The sequence below is a fragment of the Kaustia mangrovi genome, assembly GCF_015482775.1.
Classification (GTDB): domain Bacteria; phylum Pseudomonadota; class Alphaproteobacteria; order Rhizobiales; family Im1; genus Kaustia; species Kaustia mangrovi.
Genome location: NZ_CP058214.1, coordinates 1278613 through 1294616 on the forward strand (window position 1 = coordinate 1278613; position 16004 = coordinate 1294616).

Sequence of the window (16004 nt, forward strand, 5' to 3'; positions counted from 1 at the left end):
GCCCTATCCGAGGGCCCGCGACATCATCGCCCCGAGCCGCCGGGCGAACCCGGCCGGGTCCGGAACGGGCTCGCCCTCCAGCACGAAGGCCTGGTCGAGGAGCAGGCGGGAGGCCTCCTCCAGCGCCGCTGTCGCGCCGTCCGTGCGGGCCTCCTCGGCAAGCGCCCGGATGACCGGATGGCGGGGATTGATCTCCATGACCGGCGCCTGGCGCTCCACGCCCGCGGTCTTCTGGCGCGCGAGCAGCCGCTCCAGATTGCGGTCGAGGCCCTGTTCGCCCGCCACGATGCAGACCGGGCTCTCGGTGAGCCGCTGAGAGGCGCGCACATCCGACACCGCCTCGCCGAGCGCCTGCTTCATGACCGCGACCAGCGTCCCAACGGCCGCGCCGTCCTCCTCCGGCGTCTCGGCCCCGGCCGCATCCTCGCCGGCCTCCACCGGAATCGCGTCGAGATCGGCCTCGCCCTGGGTGACGGAGCGGAACGGCTTGCCCTCGTAACCGAGCGCGGTCGTCACCCAGAAGCTGTCGACCGGGTCGCTCAGCAGCAGCACCTCAAGGCCGCGCGCCCGGAAGCCCTCGAGCTGGGGCTCGAGGCGATCTTGCCGGCATCCTCGCCGGTTATGTAGTAGATCGCCGTCTGGTTCGGCTTCATGCCGGCGACATAGTCCTTGAGCGCGCGCGTCTCGCCGTCGGATGCCGTGGTGCGGAAGCGGGCGAGGTCGAGCAGCGCGTCGCGGCGCTCGAAATCCTCGTAGAGCCCCTCCTTGAGCACCGGCCCGAACTGCGACCACACCTTGCCGTAGGCCTCCGCATCGCTGTCTGCCAGCGTCGTCAGTTCCGACAGGACGCGCTTCGTCACCGCCTTGCGGATCTGGTCGACCAGCGGATTGTTCTGGAGCATCTCGCGCGAGATGTTGAGCGGCATGTCCTCCGAATCGATCACGCCGCGCACGAAGCGCAGATAGGCTGGCAACAGATCGGCATCGTCTGTGATGAACACCCGGCGCACATAGAGCTTCTGGCGGCCCTTGCGGTCGGGGTCGTAGAGGTCGAAGGGCCGCTCGCCGGGCACGAACAGGAGGACGGTATATTCCTGGCGCCCCTCCGCGCGGTAGTGGACGGTGAGCGCGGGGTCGCCGTGAACGCCGGAGACATGGCCGAGGAACTCGCGGTACTGGTCCGCCGTGATCTCCGCCTTCGGCCGCATCCACAGGGCGCCCGCCTCGTTGAGCTGGCGCGTCTCGCCGTCGGCCTCCAGCACGATCGGGATCGAGATATGGTCGGAATAGGTGCGCACGATGCGCTCCAGCCGGTGCGGCTCGAGGAATTCGTGCGCGTCCTCCCTCAGGCTGAGGGTGATCGCCGTGCCGCGCGCCGGCACGCCGTCGCCATCCGCCGGGCAGGGCTCGATCTCGAAGGTGCCCGTACCGTCCGACGTCCAGCGCCAGGCCTCCTCCGTGCCGGCCCGCCGGGAGATCACCTCCACGCGGTCGGCGACCATGAAGGCGGCATAGAAGCCGACGCCGAACTGGCCGATCTGTTCCGCCGACGCCTGCCCCTCGCCGAGCTCGTCCAGGAAGGCGCGGGCGCCGGAGCGCGCGATCGTTCCCAGATTGTCGATCATCTCGTCGCGGCTCATGCCGATGCCGTTATCGGCGACGAGGAGCGTCCCGGCCTCCTTGTCCGGCCGGACGGAAACCGTCAGTTCCGGATCGCTGGCCAGAAGCTCCGGCTCCGCGATGGCGGCATAGCGCAGCCGGTCGCAGGCATCCGCCGCGTTCGAGATGAGCTCGCGCAGGAAGACTTCCCGGTCCGAATAGACCGAATGGATCATGAGGTGGAGAAGTCTGGAGACCTCGGCCTGGAAGCTGTGGGTCCCGGAGGAGGAGGATTTGGAAGAAGCCTTGCCGCCGGCCTTGGCCGAAGCGGTCTTGGTCTTGCTGTGTGCCGCAGCCATCGTTCACCCTGCTCGTTCTTGCCACACGACGTGTCGTTCCGCGCACCGATATTGGCGACGGCGCAAGGCAAATCAAGAGGATAACGGACGATCGGGAAGAACGGCGGCGTCAAGTGCCGACCTGTCCTCGCCCGGACAGCCGGTCACTTGTGACGCAACGCGAAAGATACTCACTGGGAAGGTTGGCCCGGCTCGTAATCGGAAGCTCCGGGGGGCTGGGGGGCTGGGATCTCCGACGCCTCCTTCCGAGCCGGGCCTCTAGAGGCAACGATGTGAAGATGCCGGTGCAATTGGTCGGCACAAAGGCTCCAATTGGGCAAAAATGTGACTGTTTTTGCAGCCGGAAAGCGAGTGCGTGTATGGCTACGCGCATGGCTGGACAAATGGGTCCGGCGAGGCAAGCGGCGGGCTTGTCAACACGCTCCGCCTTCGTCATCATAGCGTCATGACCAACGGCTCGGACGAGCTTTGAAACGGCGCTTCGGAGGGGCGATGAACGATTCGGACCCCATAGTGACCTTGAGGCCGCGGCAGGGCTCCCCTGCGACCGCGGCCAGGAGCGACAAGGGAGCGTCCGCCGGCCCCGCCACCGCATTCGACCGCCATGAGCTTGCAGCGATTCTCAGCGTCTATGGACGCCGCGTCGCGGAGGGCGAGTGGCGCGACTACGCCATCGACCATTCGCGCGACCGCGCCGTGTTCTCCATCTTCAGGCGCGCGAGCGAGGTTCCGCTCTACCGGATCGTCAAGCAGCCCAAGCTGCGGGCCCGCCAGGGCCCCTATTCCATCGTGACCCAGACGGGAAAGATCCTGCGGCGCGGCCACGATATCCGACAGGTTCTCAAGGCCATCGACAAATGGCCCAAGCTCGTCGTAGCGTAACCGCCGACGATGCGAAGGCGCCCCCGCCTTCCATGACCGGATTTTGACGCCGAACAAGCACACGGACATATGGGGAGGCGTCAAAAAACCCCCGGGAGCGCCACACTCCCGGGGTTTCCTTTTCCTGGGGGATGCTTCGCCCCGCGCCCTACTGGCGATTGCCGAAGAGCTGCAGGAGCATCATGAACAGGTTGATGAAGTCGAGATAGAGCCGCAGCGCGCCCATGATGGCCTTGCGGCCGGCGGTCGCCGTGGAATCGCCCTCGTAGTACATCTCCTTGATCTGCTGGGTGTCGTAAGCCGTCAGGCCGGCGAACACCAGGACGCCGATCACGGAGATCACGAACTGCATCGCGGAGCTTGCCAGGAAGATATTGACGAGCGAGGCGACGATGATGCCGATGAGTCCCATGAACAGGAAGGAGCCCCAGCCGGACAGGTCGCGCTTCGTCGTATAGCCCCACAGGCTGAGCGCACCGAAGGAGATCGCGGTGATGAAGAAGACGCGCGCGATCGAGTTGTGCGTGTAGACGAGGAAGATGGAGGCCAGCGACAGCCCCATCAGGAGAGAGAAGGCCCAGAAGGCCGTCTGCGCCGCCGATACGCTCATTTTCTGGATGCGGAAGCTCAGGAAGAACACCATGGCGAGCGGCGCCAGGATGATCACCCATTTGAGCGGGCTCACGAACACGGCATAGCCGACATTGGTGAGCATGATGTCGCCGACCCGGGCAACCGCCATCGACGGATCCGTCGTGACCGACATCCAGAAGGTCGCAAGCGCCGCCAGGCCCGTGATGAACAGGCCGGAGGCCATGTAGTTGTAGACGCGCATCATGTAGGAGCGGAGCCCCTCGTCGACCGCCGGCGCGGACGTGCCCGCCATGCCGCGGCCCTGCGCGTATCCTCGATTGTTCAGATCAGCCATATCCGTTCCCTTTTCGTCACGACCCGAGTGACCGAGCCCAAATATGGGCGAGGCGCCTGCGGCTTGCAAGACGCAAGAGGCCGTTTTCGCGCGCCTTTCGGCACGATTTTCGCCCCTTGGGGCCTCATTCGTTGCGCAGGTAGGGCGCCGGCTTCGCACGCAACGCGACCCATGTGGTCGCAAGCCCGGCCGTCACCGTGATCGCGGTGGCGAGCAGCGCCGTCGACACCGCGACGGGCGCAGAGAATACCCAGCCGCTTCCGATCGCGAAGGTCATGACCGCATAGCTCGCCGCCGTGCCCGCCAGAACCGCGAACAACGCGGTGGCGAGCCCCAGAAGACCATATTCCACGACATAGGCGCCGATGAGCTGGCGCCGCGTCGCGCCAAAGGTCTTGAGCACCACCGCGTCGTAGATCCTGGCCCGGAGCCCCGTGGCGAGCGCGCCGGCGAGCACCAGGACGCCGATCATGAGCGTCATGGCATTGGCCCCGCGCACCGCCATGAGCAGCTTCGACATGAGGTCGTTCACCGTCTCCAGCGCCTCCTTCACCCTGACGGCGGTGACATTCGGGAAGGCGTCCGTCATGTCCTTCAGGAGCACCCCCTCCCTCTCCGGCGGCGTCTTGGCGGTGACGAGGAAGGTGTGCGGCGCCGCTTCCAGCGCGCTCGGCGAGAACACCATGACGAAATTGATGCTGAGCGAGCGCCAGTCGACCTCGCGCAGGCTGGCGATCTCGGCGGTGATCTCGCGCCCGAGCACATTGACGCTGACCGTGTCGCCGATCCTCAGCCCCAGCCCCTGCGCGATCTCCGCGGCCATGGAGACGAGCGGCTTGCCGTCATAGCCGTCAGGCCACCATTCGCCGGCGACCAGCGTGGAGTTCTCCGGAACGCCGCTGGAATAGGTGAGCCCGCGGTCGCCCCTCAGGGCCCAGGCCGCCTCCTCCGACGGGGTGACCTCGCGCGCCGGCACGCCGTTCACCCGCGTGATGCGCCCGCGCAGCATGGGCACCTGCTCGATATCGTGGGCCCCCTCGCTCGCCGACAGCCGCTCCACGAAGGCGTCGCGCTGGCCGGGCTGGATATCGAGGAAGAAGAAGGAGGGCGCCTGCTGGGGCAGGCTCGTGCGCAGCTCGCGCGTGAGGTTTGTGTCGACGAGCGCGAGCGTCACGAAGAGCGACAGGCCGAGGCCGAGCGACAGGACGACGGAGGTCGTCGGCGCGCCCGGCCGGTGCAGGCTGGCGATGGCGAGCCGCACGCTCGCATTGGCCGGCCTCGGCGCGCGGGCGGCAAGGCGCATCAGCCCACGCCCGAGCCCGAGCAGCACGAGGAACGAACCGGCGAGCCCTGCCATGTACCAGGCCGTCAGCCAGCGATCCTCGAACGCCCAGAAGGCGAGCCCCGCAAGGCCGGCGAGCGCGGCCGCCGTCGCCGCCCCATAGGCTGCGCCCGGCCAGGCCTGCTGCGGCGCCACCGTGTCGCGGAACAGCGCCTGGGCCGGCAGGCTGCGCGCCCTCGCCAGCGGCCAGATGGCGAAGGCGAGCGTGATGAGGAGGCCGAAGGCGGCAGCGACCGCCAGCGGCTCTGGATAGAGCCCGATCTCCAGCGGCAGCGGCAGAAGCCCGCGCAGGGCGAGCCCGGCCACGACGGGAACCGCCGCGCCGAGGACGACGCCCGCCGCGATGCCGAGGCCGGCGAGCGCCAGCACCTGGATGAGATAGATCTGGAAGACCGTGCGCCCGGACGCGCCGAGGCACTTGAACGTGGCGATGTTGCGCCGCTTGCCGTCGAGGAAGTTGGTGACGGCGTTGGCGATGCCGATGCCGCCGACGAACAGCGCCGTGAGCCCGACGAGCGACAGGAACAGGGTCAGCCGGTCGACGAAGCGCTTCACGCCCGGTGCGGCATTGGTGCGCGCGGTGATCCGCCAGCCGGCATCGGGAAAGGCCGCCTTCGCTCCCTCCGACACCCGCGTGAGCGCATCGATATCGGCGGGCTCGGGCACCCGCAGCCGGTATTCCCAGTTGATCAGGCTGCCGGGCTGGACGAGCCCCGCCTCCTGCAAGGCCTCGCCCGTCATCATCACGCGCGGGCCGAACATCAGCCCGTCCGAGGCCCGGTCGGGCTCGGTGACGATCTCGTCGCGCAGCTCGAAGACCGTATCGCCGATATGGACGAGCGCGCCGGGCGCGATGCCGAGGCGGGCAAGCAGCAGCGGATCGGCCACGAGCCCCCAACGGCCGTCGCGCCGGGCGAGCGCATCGTGGAGCGTTCCCCCGCCCGCAAGCTCCATCGCGCCGAACAGAGGATAGTCGCCGTCGACCGCCTTGACCTCGACCAGCGCGCGGGCCCCGTTGTCGGCCGCGTCGGGACGGGCCATGGCGCGCAGCGTCGCGATCTCGCTGAGATCCCCGGCCTTCTCGAAATAGGCGATCTGCCGGTCGTCGGCGCGGCGGTGGATCAGCGAGAACTCGATATCCCCGCCGAGGATGACGCGCCCTTCCTCGGCGAGCCCCGCATCGAGCGCGCTGGAGACCGAGCGCACGCCGGCCAGCGCGGCGACGCCGAGAATCAGGCAGGCCAGGAAGATGCGGAACCCCTGGAGGCCGGAGCGCAGCTCCCGCCAGGCGATGCGTCCGCTGGTGGCAAGCTCCCCGGCCCGGCCCTGCCTGCCTGCACCGCTTTCGCCGGCGCGCCGGCCGGCGGTGTCGACCGCGGCGCTCATGGGGCCGCCATCTCGTCTTCGCCCACCCGGATCAGCCCGTCCTCGATGCGCACGACGCGCGAGCACTGGGCGGCGAGCGCCGGATCGTGGGTCACGAGCACGAGCGTCACCCCGTCCTCGCTCTGGAGAGAGAAGAGCAGGTCGATGATGGTCGCGCCCGTCTCCTGGTCGAGATTGCCGGTCGGCTCGTCGGCGAGCAGGATACGCGCGCCCGCCGCCAGCGCCCGCGCGATCGCCACGCGCTGCTGCTCGCCGCCGGAGAGCTGGCCCGGATAGTGATGGAGGCGATGGCCGAGCCCGACGCGCTCGAGCTGGGTGCGGGCATGGTCGAACGCGCGGCGGTCGCCCTTGAACTCGAGCGGAACGGCGACGTTCTCGAGAGCCGTCATGGTCGCGATGAGGTGGAAGGCCTGGAAGACAATCCCCACATTGTCACGGCGGAAGACGGCGAGCGCGTCCTCGTCGAGCCGGGTCAGGTCCTCGCCGGCGACGGCGATGGAGCCCTCGCTCACGGCCTCCAGCCCCGCAATGACCATGAGCAGCGTGGTCTTGCCGGAGCCCGACGGGCCGATGAGGCCGACCGCCTCGCCGCGCTCGGCGGCGAAGTCTATGCCGCGCAGGATTTCCACCGGCCCCGCCCGGCTCGGCAGGGTGAGTTTGACGTCCTTGAGAGAGATAATCTGATGATCGGACAAGTATCGACCCCGTCTCATGGCTTCCGCATCGAGCCTGCCCCACCGATCAGGCACCTTTCCGGATATGGAACGATGGCGGCGCAAATCAAGCTGTGGCCGGCGCTCGCGGTCATGATCTGCATGCTGATGCTCGCGGCCGGCCCGGCGGCTGCGGACGGCGTGAAGATCGTCGCGCTGGGCGACAGCCTGTCGGCCGGCTACGAGCTGCCGGCCGGCCAGTCCTTCCCCGAGCGCCTGGAGACGGCCCTCAGGGCGCGCGGTGTCGACGCGACCGTCGTCAATGCCGGCGTCTCCGGCGACACGAGCTCCGGCGCCCTGTCGCGCCTCGACTGGGCCGTGCCGGAGGATGCCGATGCCGTCATCGTCGAGCTCGGCGCCAACGACGCGCTGCGCGGCGTCGATCCCGGCCGCACCTACGAGGCGTTGTCGGATATCCTCTCCAGGCTCGCAGAGCGCGATACCCCGGTGCTGCTCGCCGGCATGCTCGCCCCGCCCAATATGGGCTCCGACTATGCCGGCCGGTTCGACGCCATCTATCCGCGCCTGGCCGAGGAGTACGACGTCGTCTTCTACCCGTTCTTCCTCGACGGCGTGGCCGCCGAGCCCGAGCTCAACCTCCCCGACGGCATGCACCCCAACGAGGACGGGATCGCGGTGATCGTGGAGCGCATCATGCCCTATGTGGAGCGCCTGATCGCCCGCACCGGGACCGCAAGCGCCGGGTAGTCCTGCCGCGGCCCGCCCTCTCGTGCCCGGCCCGCGCCCCCTTCACGTCGGCGCTCCGAAACACGACGTTATGCAGGTAGGGGAAAGCCCCGGGGCCCGAATCGGTATAGGCTCGAAAGGGTTAGAGGGGGTCGAGCGGTTCACGCTCATCACCACCAAGGAGGCCGTCATGCCGCGTCTGTTCACTGGCATCGAGATCCCGGCCGATATCGCCTTCGAACTGGAACTTATGCGCGGCGGGGTCTGGGGCGCCCGCTGGATCGACCGTGAGTCCTACCACATCACGCTGCGCTTCATCGGCGATGTGAGCGAGGGGACCGCACGGGAAGTCGCCGAAACCCTCGACATGATCGACATGCCGGCCTTCACGCTCAAGCTGAAGGGTGTCGACACATTCGGCGGCGCGAAACCGCGCACGATCTTCGCCGGCGTGGCCGAGCACCCCGAGCTCAGGCGGCTCCAGTCCTCCCAGGAACGGCTCTTCCAGATGATCGGGCTGAAGCCCGAGACGCGCAAGTTCACGCCCCATGTCACGCTGGCGCGGCTGCGCGACCCGGTGGTCGCGAGCGTGGAGAGCTATGTGATGTCGCACAGCCTGTTCGAGAGCCGGCCGTTCGACGTCTCGCGCTTCGTGCTGTTCTCCTCGCGCCCCTCGCGCGGGGGCGGCCCCTATGCGGTGGAGGAGATCTATCCGCTGGAGAGCGATTATCGGCTGAACGAGGCGATGTAGTCGGCAAGCCCGCGCGAGCCTGCCTCGATCAGGTCGAGCGCGTGATCGAAGCCGTCCGGCCCGCCATAATAGGGATCGGGCACGTTGCGCGCCGCAGCGCCGTCGGCGAAATCGAGGAACAGCCTGAGCTTGTTGCGCGCCTCCGCGCCGGCGAGCCGTTCCAGCGTCTCCAGATTGCTCTCGTCCATGGCGAGCAGAAGGTCGAATCGGGTGAAGTCGCCGGACGCGACCTGCCGCGCGCGCTGGCCGGAAATATCGATGGCGCGCGCCGCCGCCGCGGCAACCGCGCGCCCGTCGGGCGCCGATCCCACATGCCAGGAGCCCGTGCCGGCCGAATCGATCTCCAGATGGTCCATGCCGCGCCGCAGCGCCTCGGCGCGGAACACGCCCTCCGCCATCGGCGAGCGGCAGATATTTCCAAGGCAGACGAACAGGATACGCCGCATTGTCCTTCCCATCTCCATTCCCGCCCCGCGCACGCGCCCCCTTGCATCGCACGCCCTTGCCACACACTGTTGAGGGCCCGAGGTTCCAGGGAGGAGACCAATGGCCGATACGCTCAAGGGCGATGCGCTGACGGACGCGCTTGCCGGACTCGATGGCTGGCGCGACGCGGAAGGCCGCGATGCGATCGCCAAGACCTTCACCTTCAAGACCTTCAACGAGGCCTTCGGCTGGATGACCCGCGCCGCGCTCGTTGCGGAAAAGATGGACCACCATCCCGAATGGTTCAACGTCTACAACCGCGTGGAAGTCACATTGTCGAGCCACGATGCGGGCGGCGTGACCGAGCGCGATATCGCGCTTGCCAGGACAATGGACCGCCTCGCAGGCTGACGAGCGGAGCCCGCCGGAGACGATGGCCTTGCCGCCGAAGAGCACCGTGACCGTGAAGGGGCTGCGCATGGCCTATGCCGAATGCGGCCAGGGCACGCCCATCGTGTTCCTGCACGGCAACCCGACATCGTCCTATCTCTGGCGCGACGTCATTCCCCATGTGAGCGATCTCGGACGCTGCCTCGCGCCGGACCTGATCGGCATGGGCGCCTCCGACAAGCTGCCGGAATCGGGCCCCGGCCGCTACCGCTTCGTGGAGCATCGCGCCTTTCTCGACCGGCTTCTCGCCAGGCTCCTGCCCGAGGACGCCCCCGTCGTCCTCGTCGGTCACGACTGGGGGTCCGCCCTCGGCTTCGACTGGGCGCGGCGGCATCCCGGCCGCGTCGCCGGCATCGCCTATATGGAGGCCATCGTGCGGCCCATGGCCTGGGCGGAGTTCAACGCCGAGGCGCGCCCGATCTTCGAGGCCATGCGCTCGCCCGCCGGCGGCGAGATGGTGCTCGACCGGAACCTCTTCGTGGAACGCATCCTGCCGGGCTCCATCCTGCGCACGCCCACGGAGGAGGAGATGGCGGAATACCGCCGCCCGTTCCTCAACCCCGGCGAGCCGCGCAGGCCGACGCTCACCTGGCCGCGCGAGCTGCCGATCGACGGCGAACCGGCCGATGTGGTGGAGATCGTGCAGGCCTATGCGGACTGGCTGGCGCGGTGCGACACGCCCAAGCTGTTCGTGAATGCCGATCCCGGCGCCCTCCTGACCGGCCCGTTGCGCGACTTCTGCCGCCGCTGGCCCCGCCAGAGCGAGGTCACGGTGAAGGGCAGCCACTTCATACAGGAAGACAGCGCCGGCGAGATCGGCCAGGCATTGCGGCGCTGGCTTCTCGACAAATCGCTCGTATGATCGGCGTCCCACACTCACCTGTTCGCGGAGTTTCCATGGTCGTCCTGAACAAGATCTACACCCGCACCGGCGACGACGGCACGACGGCGCTCGGCTCCGGCGAGCGGCTGCCCAAATGGCATCTGCGCGTGGAAAGCTACGGCACGGTCGACGAGACCAACGCGCTTGTCGGCGTCGCGCGCCAGCACACCGCGGCGCCGGAGCTCGCCGAGCTCGACGCCATGCTCGCGCGCATCCAGAACGACCTGTTCGATCTGGGCGCGGATCTGTGCATGCCCGACCGTGGCGAGCCGCTCGCCTTCGAGCCCCTGAGGATGACCGACGACCAGGTCGCCCGGCTGGAGAGCGAGGTCGACACGCTCAATGCCGGCCTGCCCGCATTGCGATCCTTCGTCCTGCCGGGCGGGGAGCCGGCCGCCGCCGCGCTTCATGTCTGCCGCACGGTCAGCCGGCGCGCGGAGCGGCTGATCGTCGCACTTGCCGCACAGGAAGACGAGCCGGTGAACGACGCCGCGCGGCGCTACATGAACCGGCTGTCGGACTTCTTCTTCGTGGCCGCGCGCTGGGTCAATGCGAAAGGCGCGGGCGACGTCCTGTGGACGCCGGGGGAGAACCGGTAACCGACAGTCCCGCCGGCCCGCCGCGCGGTCAGGAGTCCCTCGCGCCCCATGTTCCTTCCCGTCACCGACCACAACCCGTTGCGCGTCATCCGCTTCCAGTATGTGACCGGAACGCTGATCGCCCTCAATGCCGCGCTCTTCGTGGCGACGGGGGCGACCATGGTGCCGGGCGCCTTCCAGGCGGTCACGCTGAGCTACGGCGCGGTGCCCGCCGTGGTCGCCGGGCGCGCCGCGCTCGACCCCTCGCTCGCCGTGCTGCCGGACGGGGCGAGCCTCCTCACCTACATGTTCCTCCATGGCGGCTGGCTGCACCTGCTCACCAACATGGCCTTCCTGTGGGTGTTCGGCGACAATGTCGAGGACAGGCTCGGCCATGTGCGCTTCCTCGCCTTCTATCTCGCCTGCGGCGTGGCGGCGGCCATCGCGCAGGTGGCGATGACGCCGGACTCCACCGCCCCGCTGATCGGCGCGTCGGGCGCGGTCTCCGGCGTGATGGCGGCCTATCTCCTCTATTATCCGGGCGCGCGCGTCTGGGTGCTCGTCTTCATGCGCCTGCCGCTCAGGGTGCCCGCCTCCTGGGCGCTCGGCGGCTGGATCGTCTTCCAGTTCGCAAGTGTCCTCCTCGCGCCGGGCGACGAGACGGTGGGCGTCGCCTGGTGGGCCCATATCGGCGGATTCTTCGTCGGGCTCGCGCTCGCCTTCCTGTTCGCACCGCGCACGCCCCCGGCGGCGCAATAAGCCCCCTCGCCGCATCGCAAAAGGCGCATAAAGCGCCGCACGGGCGATTGACGAGGCTTGCCCGCCCGCATTAGCTTGCGCCCGGCTTGGTTTAGCCCTACCCCTTCCGAACGCTGTTCGGACGTTTGGATATGACGCATAGAGCACAGTAGTGTCCGCCGGCCACCCCGGCCTCATGAGATAACCGATCTGCTGCGCCGCAAAATGGCCGACCAGGACGGCTTCGCGGCAAGGCAGCTTGGGGGAGTGGAAAGCATGAAAATACTGGTGCCCGTGAAACGGGTGGTCGATTACAACGTGAAGATCCGCGTCAAGGCGGACGGGTCCGGCGTCGAGCTCGCCAATGTGAAGATGTCGATGAACCCGTTCGACGAGATCGCGGTGGAAGAGGCCGTCCGACTCAAGGAGGCCGGCAAGGCCGAAGAGGTCGTCGCCATCTCCGTCGGCCCCCAGCAGGCCCAGGAAACGATCCGCACCGCGCTCGCCATGGGCGCCGACCGCGGCATTCTGGTCAAGCACGACGAGACGGTCGAGCCGCTCGCCGTCGCCAAGATCCTGAAAGGCATCGTCGAGGAGGAGGCGCCGGGCCTCGTCATCCTCGGCAAGCAGGCCATCGACGACGACAGCAACCAGACGGGCCAGATGCTCGCCGCCCTGCTCGGCTGGCCGCAGGCGACCTTCGCCTCCGAGCTGGAGCTCGAGGACGGCCACGCCAAGGTGACCCGCGAGATCGACGGCGGCCTGCAGGTCATCCGCGTGAAGACGCCCTGCATCCTCACCACCGACCTGCGCCTCAACGAGCCGCGCTATGCCTCCCTGCCCAACATCATGAAGGCGAAGAAGAAGCCGATCGACGAGAAGGCGCCGGCCGATTTCGGCGTCGACTGCGCGCCGCGGCTGACGGTGCTCGACACCGCCGAGCCGCCGAAGCGCCAGGGAGGCGTCAAGGTCTCCTCCGTGACCGAACTCGTCGACAAGCTGAAGAACGAAGCGGGAGTGATCTGACCATGGCCGTTCTCTTGATTGCCGAACACGACAATTCGGAAGTGAAGGACGCGACCCACAAGGCGCTCGCCGCGGCGAAGGAGCTCGGCGGCGACATTCACGTGCTGGTCGCCGGCAAGGATTGCGGCGCGGCGGCCGATCAGGCGGCGAAGCTCGACGGCGTCGCCAAGGTTCTGAAATGCGACGACGCCATGTTCGAGCGTCCGCTGGCGGAGCCCATGGCCGCGCTCATCGTCGGGCTTGCCGACGGCTACGACACGCTGATCGCGCCCGCCACGACCAACGGCAAGAACTACATGCCGCGCGTCGCCGCCCTGCTCGACGTGATGCAGATCTCCGACATCACCGCGGTCAAGTCGCCGACCAGCTTCGAGCGTCCGATCTATGCCGGCAATGCCATCCAGACGGTGGAGACGAGCGACGCCAAGAAGGTGATCACCGTGCGCACCGCCGCCTTCCAGCCCGTCGGCGAGGGCGGCTCGGCGTCGCTCGAGGACGTCGCCGCGCCCGAGAATCCGGGCCTGTCGGAATATATCGAGGAGAACCTCACCAAGTCCGACCGGCCGGAGCTGACCTCCGCCCGGATCGTGATCTCCGGCGGCCGCGGCATGCAGTCCGGCGACAACTTCCATATGCTGGAAAAGGTCGCCGACAAGCTCGGCGCCGCCGTCGGCGCGAGCCGCGCGGCCGTCGATGCGGGCTTCGTGCCGAACGACTATCAGGTCGGCCAGACCGGCAAGGTCGTCTCCCCGGAGCTCTATGTCGCGGTCGGCATTTCCGGCGCGATCCAGCATCTCGCCGGCATGAAGGACTCCAAGGTTATTGTCGCCATCAACAAGGACGACGAGGCGCCGATCTTCCAGGTGGCCGATTACGGCCTCGTCGCCGACCTGTTCCAGGCGGTGCCGGAACTGGAGGAGGAGCTTTCGAAGGCCGGTTATTGACGCCGGCTCTTCGCAAGTGCAAAAAGCGATGGTTGTAAGGGGCGGGGAGCCGCGCTAGGCTCCCCAATCCTCGCCCTTTCCGGGCAGGGTTAAGCAGGTCGGATAACGACTTCATCAGCGCGCGAGTGGTGGGAAAAATGGAAATCCGCAAGGTCGGTGTAATCGGCGCCGGGCAGATGGGCAACGGCATCGCCCATGTCTGTGCAGTGGCCGGCTTCGATGTCGGCCTCAACGACATCTCCCGCGAGCGCATCGAATCCGCGCTGGCCACGATCAACGGCAATCTCGCCCGCCAGGCCCGCGGCGGCAAGATCTCCGAGGAGGCCCGCAAGGCGGCGCTCGACCGCATTTCCATCGTGGACACCTATGAAGGTCTCGCCGACTGTGACCTGATCATCGAGTCCGCCGTCGAGGAGGAGGAGATCAAGCGCAAGATCTTCTCCGAGCTCTGCCCGGTCCTCCCCGAGACGACGCTGATCGCGACGAACACCTCGTCGATCTCGATCACCAGGCTCGCCGCCTCCACCGACCGGCCCGAGCAGTTCATGGGCATCCACTTCATGAACCCGGTGCCGGTCATGGAGCTCGTCGAGCTCATCCGCGGGATCGCCACCGACGACGAGACCTTCACCAGCGCGCGCGAATTCGTCGCCAAGCTCGACAAGACCGCGGCTGTGGCGGAGGATTTCCCGGCCTTCATCGTCAACCGCATCCTCCTGCCGATGATCAACGAGGCGGTCTATACGCTCTATGAGGGCGTCGGCACGGTGGAGGCCATCGACACCGCCATGCGGCTCGGCGCGCATCACCCGATGGGGCCGCTGGAGCTCGCCGACTTCATCGGGCTGGACACCTGCCTGTCCATCATGCAGGTGCTCTATGAGGGGCTCGCCGATTCCAAGTACCGCCCCTGCCCGCTTCTGGTGAAATATGTCGAGGCCGGCTGGCTCGGCCGCAAGACCCAGCGCGGCTTCTACGACTATCGCGGCGAGACACCCGTCCCCACGCGCTAGATCGGCGGACCGCCTTCCCCCGTCAGCCCGGGCTTGTCCCGGGCATTCGCGGTCGCGCGTTCACCTCTCCGCGGCGAACTCTTCGAGAAGGCGCCCGAAATCCTCCGGCGGCGGGAAGCCCTCATAGCTGTGCCGGGCCGGGGTTCGCGCCCAGGCAAGCTTCTCTGCCGTCATGGTCTCGATGAAGGGCCGGCTCCATGCCGGATCGTCGAGCATGGTGGAGCGCACATTGACCAGCCCGTCCAGCCCCGCGATCTCCGTGAACATCCACGTCTTGCAGTCGGGACAGAAATAGTGGTCGATCTGCGGGCTCATCGCACCGCCCTTGACCGGCTCGCCTCCCATGACGCGGAACGCCTGCGCCGGCACCATGGCGGACAGGGAGAAGGCGCTCGCGCTCATGCGCTGGCAGCCGCGGCAATGGCAGGCCGACGTCATGACGGGCGGCGCGGAAATCTCCAGACCGATACGCCCGCAGCGGCAGGCGCCGGCGAGCGGCATATGTGCGGCGGTCATGGGTCGGACCCTCCGGATTTCGTTTCGGGACTGCCCGGCCCCTGACGGCCCGGGCGGGGTGGGGCGTGCGGTGGTCCCGCCGTCCGCGGACAGGGGCGGCGGACCCGGACGAAACTATTCGGCCGTCTTGCCGTCCGCGATCACCGCGGAGACGAGCGCCTTGGCCTCTTGCGAATCCCACACGGCCGGCCCCATGAGACGGCCGAGCTCGTGGCCCTGCCGGTCGATCAGCAGCGTGGTCGGAAGGCCGGGCGCCATCAGCGCGTTGAGGATCTTCGTCGACGGGTCCTGATAGAGCGCGAGGTTCGTCGCGCCGACCTCCTCCAGGAACGGCCCGGCGACCTTGCCGCCCTCGCGGTCGATGCTGACCGCGACGACCTCGAAATCCTCCCCGCCGAGCTCCTTCTGGAGCTTGGCGAGCGCCGGCATCTCCTCCCGGCACGGCGCGCACCATGTGGCCCACAGATTGAGCAGCACCACGCGGCCGCGCCAGTCCTTCAGCGTGCGCGGCCCGCCCTCGGCGTCCTTGAAGGAAATCTCCGGCACCGGCGCCGGCGTCTCCTTCACCACGAAGGCGCTGACCGCGCCGCTGGCGAGCGCCGGGTCGAGGGGTTCGGCATCGCCCGCTGCGACCGCGGGACCATCCGCGCCATTGCGCTCGGGCGCGGACATCAGGTAAAGGGCAGCACCAACGGCGACGATGGCGACCGCCGCCAGGCTGAGCATGGCAATCCGGAATTTCCGGCGCGGATTTTCCTGTTCGGGCATTGTGCTCAATAATCC

Annotated in this window: 16 protein-coding genes and 1 pseudogene; 10 read left to right on the plus strand and 7 right to left on the minus strand. The window is 68.1% G+C overall.

The features are described from left to right. Window positions 1-3: 3 nt before the first annotated feature. Window positions 4-1958, minus strand: a pseudogene (gene htpG / locus HW532_RS06075) (molecular chaperone HtpG). Window positions 1959-2450: 492 nt separating this feature from the next. Between htpG and HW532_RS06080 the strand changes: the two are divergent. Beyond that, window positions 2451-2840: a DUF2794 domain-containing protein gene (locus HW532_RS06080; RefSeq protein WP_213163535.1), complete on the plus strand. Its 390-nt coding sequence runs from the start codon at window positions 2451-2453 to the stop codon at window positions 2838-2840. Between the two features lie 148 nt (window positions 2841-2988). Here HW532_RS06080 and HW532_RS06085 read toward each other — a convergent pair whose 3' ends face one another. The 3 genes from HW532_RS06085 to HW532_RS06095 all read right to left on the minus strand — a co-directional run bounded on the left by HW532_RS06085 (window position 2989) and on the right by HW532_RS06095 (window position 7191). Beyond that, on the minus strand, window positions 2989-3768 hold the full coding sequence (locus tag HW532_RS06085) for a Bax inhibitor-1/YccA family protein (RefSeq protein ID WP_213163536.1): 780 nt from the start codon (window positions 3766-3768) through the stop codon (window positions 2989-2991). 124 nt (window positions 3769-3892) lie between these two features. After that, on the minus strand, window positions 3893-6496 hold the full coding sequence (locus HW532_RS06090) for an ABC transporter permease (RefSeq protein ID WP_213163537.1): 2604 nt from the start codon (window positions 6494-6496) through the stop codon (window positions 3893-3895). Continuing rightward, on the minus strand, window positions 6493-7191 hold the full coding sequence (locus tag HW532_RS06095) for an ABC transporter ATP-binding protein (protein WP_246479576.1): 699 nt from the start codon (window positions 7189-7191) through the stop codon (window positions 6493-6495). The genes HW532_RS06090 and HW532_RS06095 overlap by 4 nt, the downstream gene beginning before the upstream one ends. 72 nt (window positions 7192-7263) lie before the next feature. Between HW532_RS06095 and HW532_RS06100 the strand changes: the two genes are divergently transcribed. Beyond that, window positions 7264-7917 carry an arylesterase gene (locus HW532_RS06100; RefSeq protein ID WP_213163539.1) on the plus strand — a complete coding sequence of 218 codons (654 nt, stop codon included), beginning with the start codon at window positions 7264-7266 and terminating at the stop codon, window positions 7915-7917. 169 nt (window positions 7918-8086) lie between these two features. Continuing rightward, window positions 8087-8647: an RNA 2',3'-cyclic phosphodiesterase gene (gene thpR, locus HW532_RS06105; protein WP_213163540.1), complete on the plus strand. Its 561-nt coding sequence runs from the start codon at window positions 8087-8089 to the stop codon at window positions 8645-8647. Here the strand turns inward: thpR and HW532_RS06110 are convergent. Next, window positions 8623-9093: a low molecular weight protein-tyrosine-phosphatase gene (locus tag HW532_RS06110; protein ID WP_213163541.1), complete on the minus strand. Its 471-nt coding sequence runs from the start codon at window positions 9091-9093 to the stop codon at window positions 8623-8625. The two genes, thpR and HW532_RS06110, sit on opposite strands and share 25 nt — an antisense overlap. A 100-nt stretch (window positions 9094-9193) precedes the next feature. Here HW532_RS06110 and HW532_RS06115 point away from each other — a divergent pair, with 100 nt between their 5' ends. The 7 genes from HW532_RS06115 (at window position 9194) to HW532_RS06145 (ending at window position 14705) form a co-directional block, all read left to right on the plus strand. Then, window positions 9194-9484 carry a 4a-hydroxytetrahydrobiopterin dehydratase gene (locus tag HW532_RS06115; protein WP_213163542.1) on the plus strand — a complete coding sequence of 97 codons (291 nt, stop codon included), beginning with the start codon at window positions 9194-9196 and terminating at the stop codon, window positions 9482-9484. A gap of 22 nt (window positions 9485-9506) precedes the next feature. Further along, window positions 9507-10385 carry a haloalkane dehalogenase gene (locus HW532_RS06120; protein ID WP_213163543.1) on the plus strand — a complete coding sequence of 293 codons (879 nt, stop codon included), beginning with the start codon at window positions 9507-9509 and terminating at the stop codon, window positions 10383-10385. Window positions 10386-10420: 35 nt separating this feature from the next. Then, complete coding sequence (locus HW532_RS06125; RefSeq protein WP_213163544.1) at window positions 10421-11005, plus strand: cob(I)yrinic acid a,c-diamide adenosyltransferase; 585 nt, start codon at window positions 10421-10423, stop codon at window positions 11003-11005. 48 nt (window positions 11006-11053) lie between these two features. Next, on the plus strand, window positions 11054-11743 hold the full coding sequence (locus HW532_RS06130) for a rhomboid family intramembrane serine protease (RefSeq protein WP_213163545.1): 690 nt from the start codon (window positions 11054-11056) through the stop codon (window positions 11741-11743). 255 nt (window positions 11744-11998) lie between these two features. Then, entirely contained in the window at window positions 11999-12748 is a 750-nt protein-coding gene (locus HW532_RS06135; RefSeq protein ID WP_213163546.1) for an electron transfer flavoprotein subunit beta/FixA family protein, read from the plus strand. Between the two features lie 2 nt (window positions 12749-12750). After that, a complete protein-coding gene (locus HW532_RS06140) occupies window positions 12751-13692 on the plus strand; it encodes an electron transfer flavoprotein subunit alpha/FixB family protein (RefSeq protein ID WP_213163547.1) in 942 nt (313 codons plus the stop codon). Window positions 13693-13829: 137 nt separating this feature from the next. Further along, window positions 13830-14705, plus strand: a complete 876-nt coding sequence (locus HW532_RS06145) for a 3-hydroxybutyryl-CoA dehydrogenase (protein ID WP_213163548.1) — start codon at window positions 13830-13832, stop codon at window positions 14703-14705. A gap of 60 nt (window positions 14706-14765) precedes the next feature. On the opposite strand, the gene HW532_RS06150 is transcribed toward HW532_RS06145, so the two are convergent. Continuing rightward, window positions 14766-15221, minus strand: a complete 456-nt coding sequence (locus tag HW532_RS06150) for a GFA family protein (RefSeq protein WP_213163549.1) — start codon at window positions 15219-15221, stop codon at window positions 14766-14768. 114 nt (window positions 15222-15335) lie between these two features. Then, window positions 15336-15989 (minus strand): TlpA family protein disulfide reductase, encoded by a 654-nt coding sequence (locus HW532_RS06155; protein WP_246479577.1) that lies wholly within the window; start codon window positions 15987-15989, stop codon window positions 15336-15338. Between the last annotated feature and the right edge of the window lie 15 nt (window positions 15990-16004).

Excerpts from the sequence above, each read along its gene's own strand:
- HW532_RS06155 (WP_246479577.1), bottom strand. The coding sequence starts at position 15,989 with ATGCCCGAACAGGAAAATCCGCGCCGGAAATTCCGGATTGCCATGCTC.
- HW532_RS06110 (WP_213163541.1), bottom strand. The coding sequence starts at position 9,093 with ATGCGGCGTATCCTGTTCGTCTGCCTTGGAAATATCTGCCGCTCGCCG.
- thpR (WP_213163540.1), top strand. The coding sequence starts at position 8,087 with ATGCCGCGTCTGTTCACTGGCATCGAGATCCCGGCCGATATCGCCTTC.
- HW532_RS06090 (WP_213163537.1), bottom strand. The coding sequence starts at position 6,496 with ATGAGCGCCGCGGTCGACACCGCCGGCCGGCGCGCCGGCGAAAGCGGT.
- HW532_RS06125 (WP_213163544.1), top strand. The coding sequence starts at position 10,421 with ATGGTCGTCCTGAACAAGATCTACACCCGCACCGGCGACGACGGCACG.
- HW532_RS06145 (WP_213163548.1), top strand. The coding sequence starts at position 13,830 with ATGGAAATCCGCAAGGTCGGTGTAATCGGCGCCGGGCAGATGGGCAAC.
- HW532_RS06100 (WP_213163539.1), top strand. The coding sequence starts at position 7,264 with ATGGCGGCGCAAATCAAGCTGTGGCCGGCGCTCGCGGTCATGATCTGC.
- HW532_RS06140 (WP_213163547.1), top strand. The coding sequence starts at position 12,751 with ATGGCCGTTCTCTTGATTGCCGAACACGACAATTCGGAAGTGAAGGAC.
- HW532_RS06085 (WP_213163536.1), bottom strand. The coding sequence starts at position 3,768 with ATGGCTGATCTGAACAATCGAGGATACGCGCAGGGCCGCGGCATGGCG.
- HW532_RS06120 (WP_213163543.1), top strand. The coding sequence starts at position 9,507 with ATGGCCTTGCCGCCGAAGAGCACCGTGACCGTGAAGGGGCTGCGCATG.
- HW532_RS06130 (WP_213163545.1), top strand. The coding sequence starts at position 11,054 with ATGTTCCTTCCCGTCACCGACCACAACCCGTTGCGCGTCATCCGCTTC.
- HW532_RS06080 (WP_213163535.1), top strand. The coding sequence starts at position 2,451 with ATGAACGATTCGGACCCCATAGTGACCTTGAGGCCGCGGCAGGGCTCC.
- HW532_RS06150 (WP_213163549.1), bottom strand. The coding sequence starts at position 15,221 with ATGACCGCCGCACATATGCCGCTCGCCGGCGCCTGCCGCTGCGGGCGT.
- HW532_RS06115 (WP_213163542.1), top strand. The coding sequence starts at position 9,194 with ATGGCCGATACGCTCAAGGGCGATGCGCTGACGGACGCGCTTGCCGGA.
- HW532_RS06135 (WP_213163546.1), top strand. The coding sequence starts at position 11,999 with ATGAAAATACTGGTGCCCGTGAAACGGGTGGTCGATTACAACGTGAAG.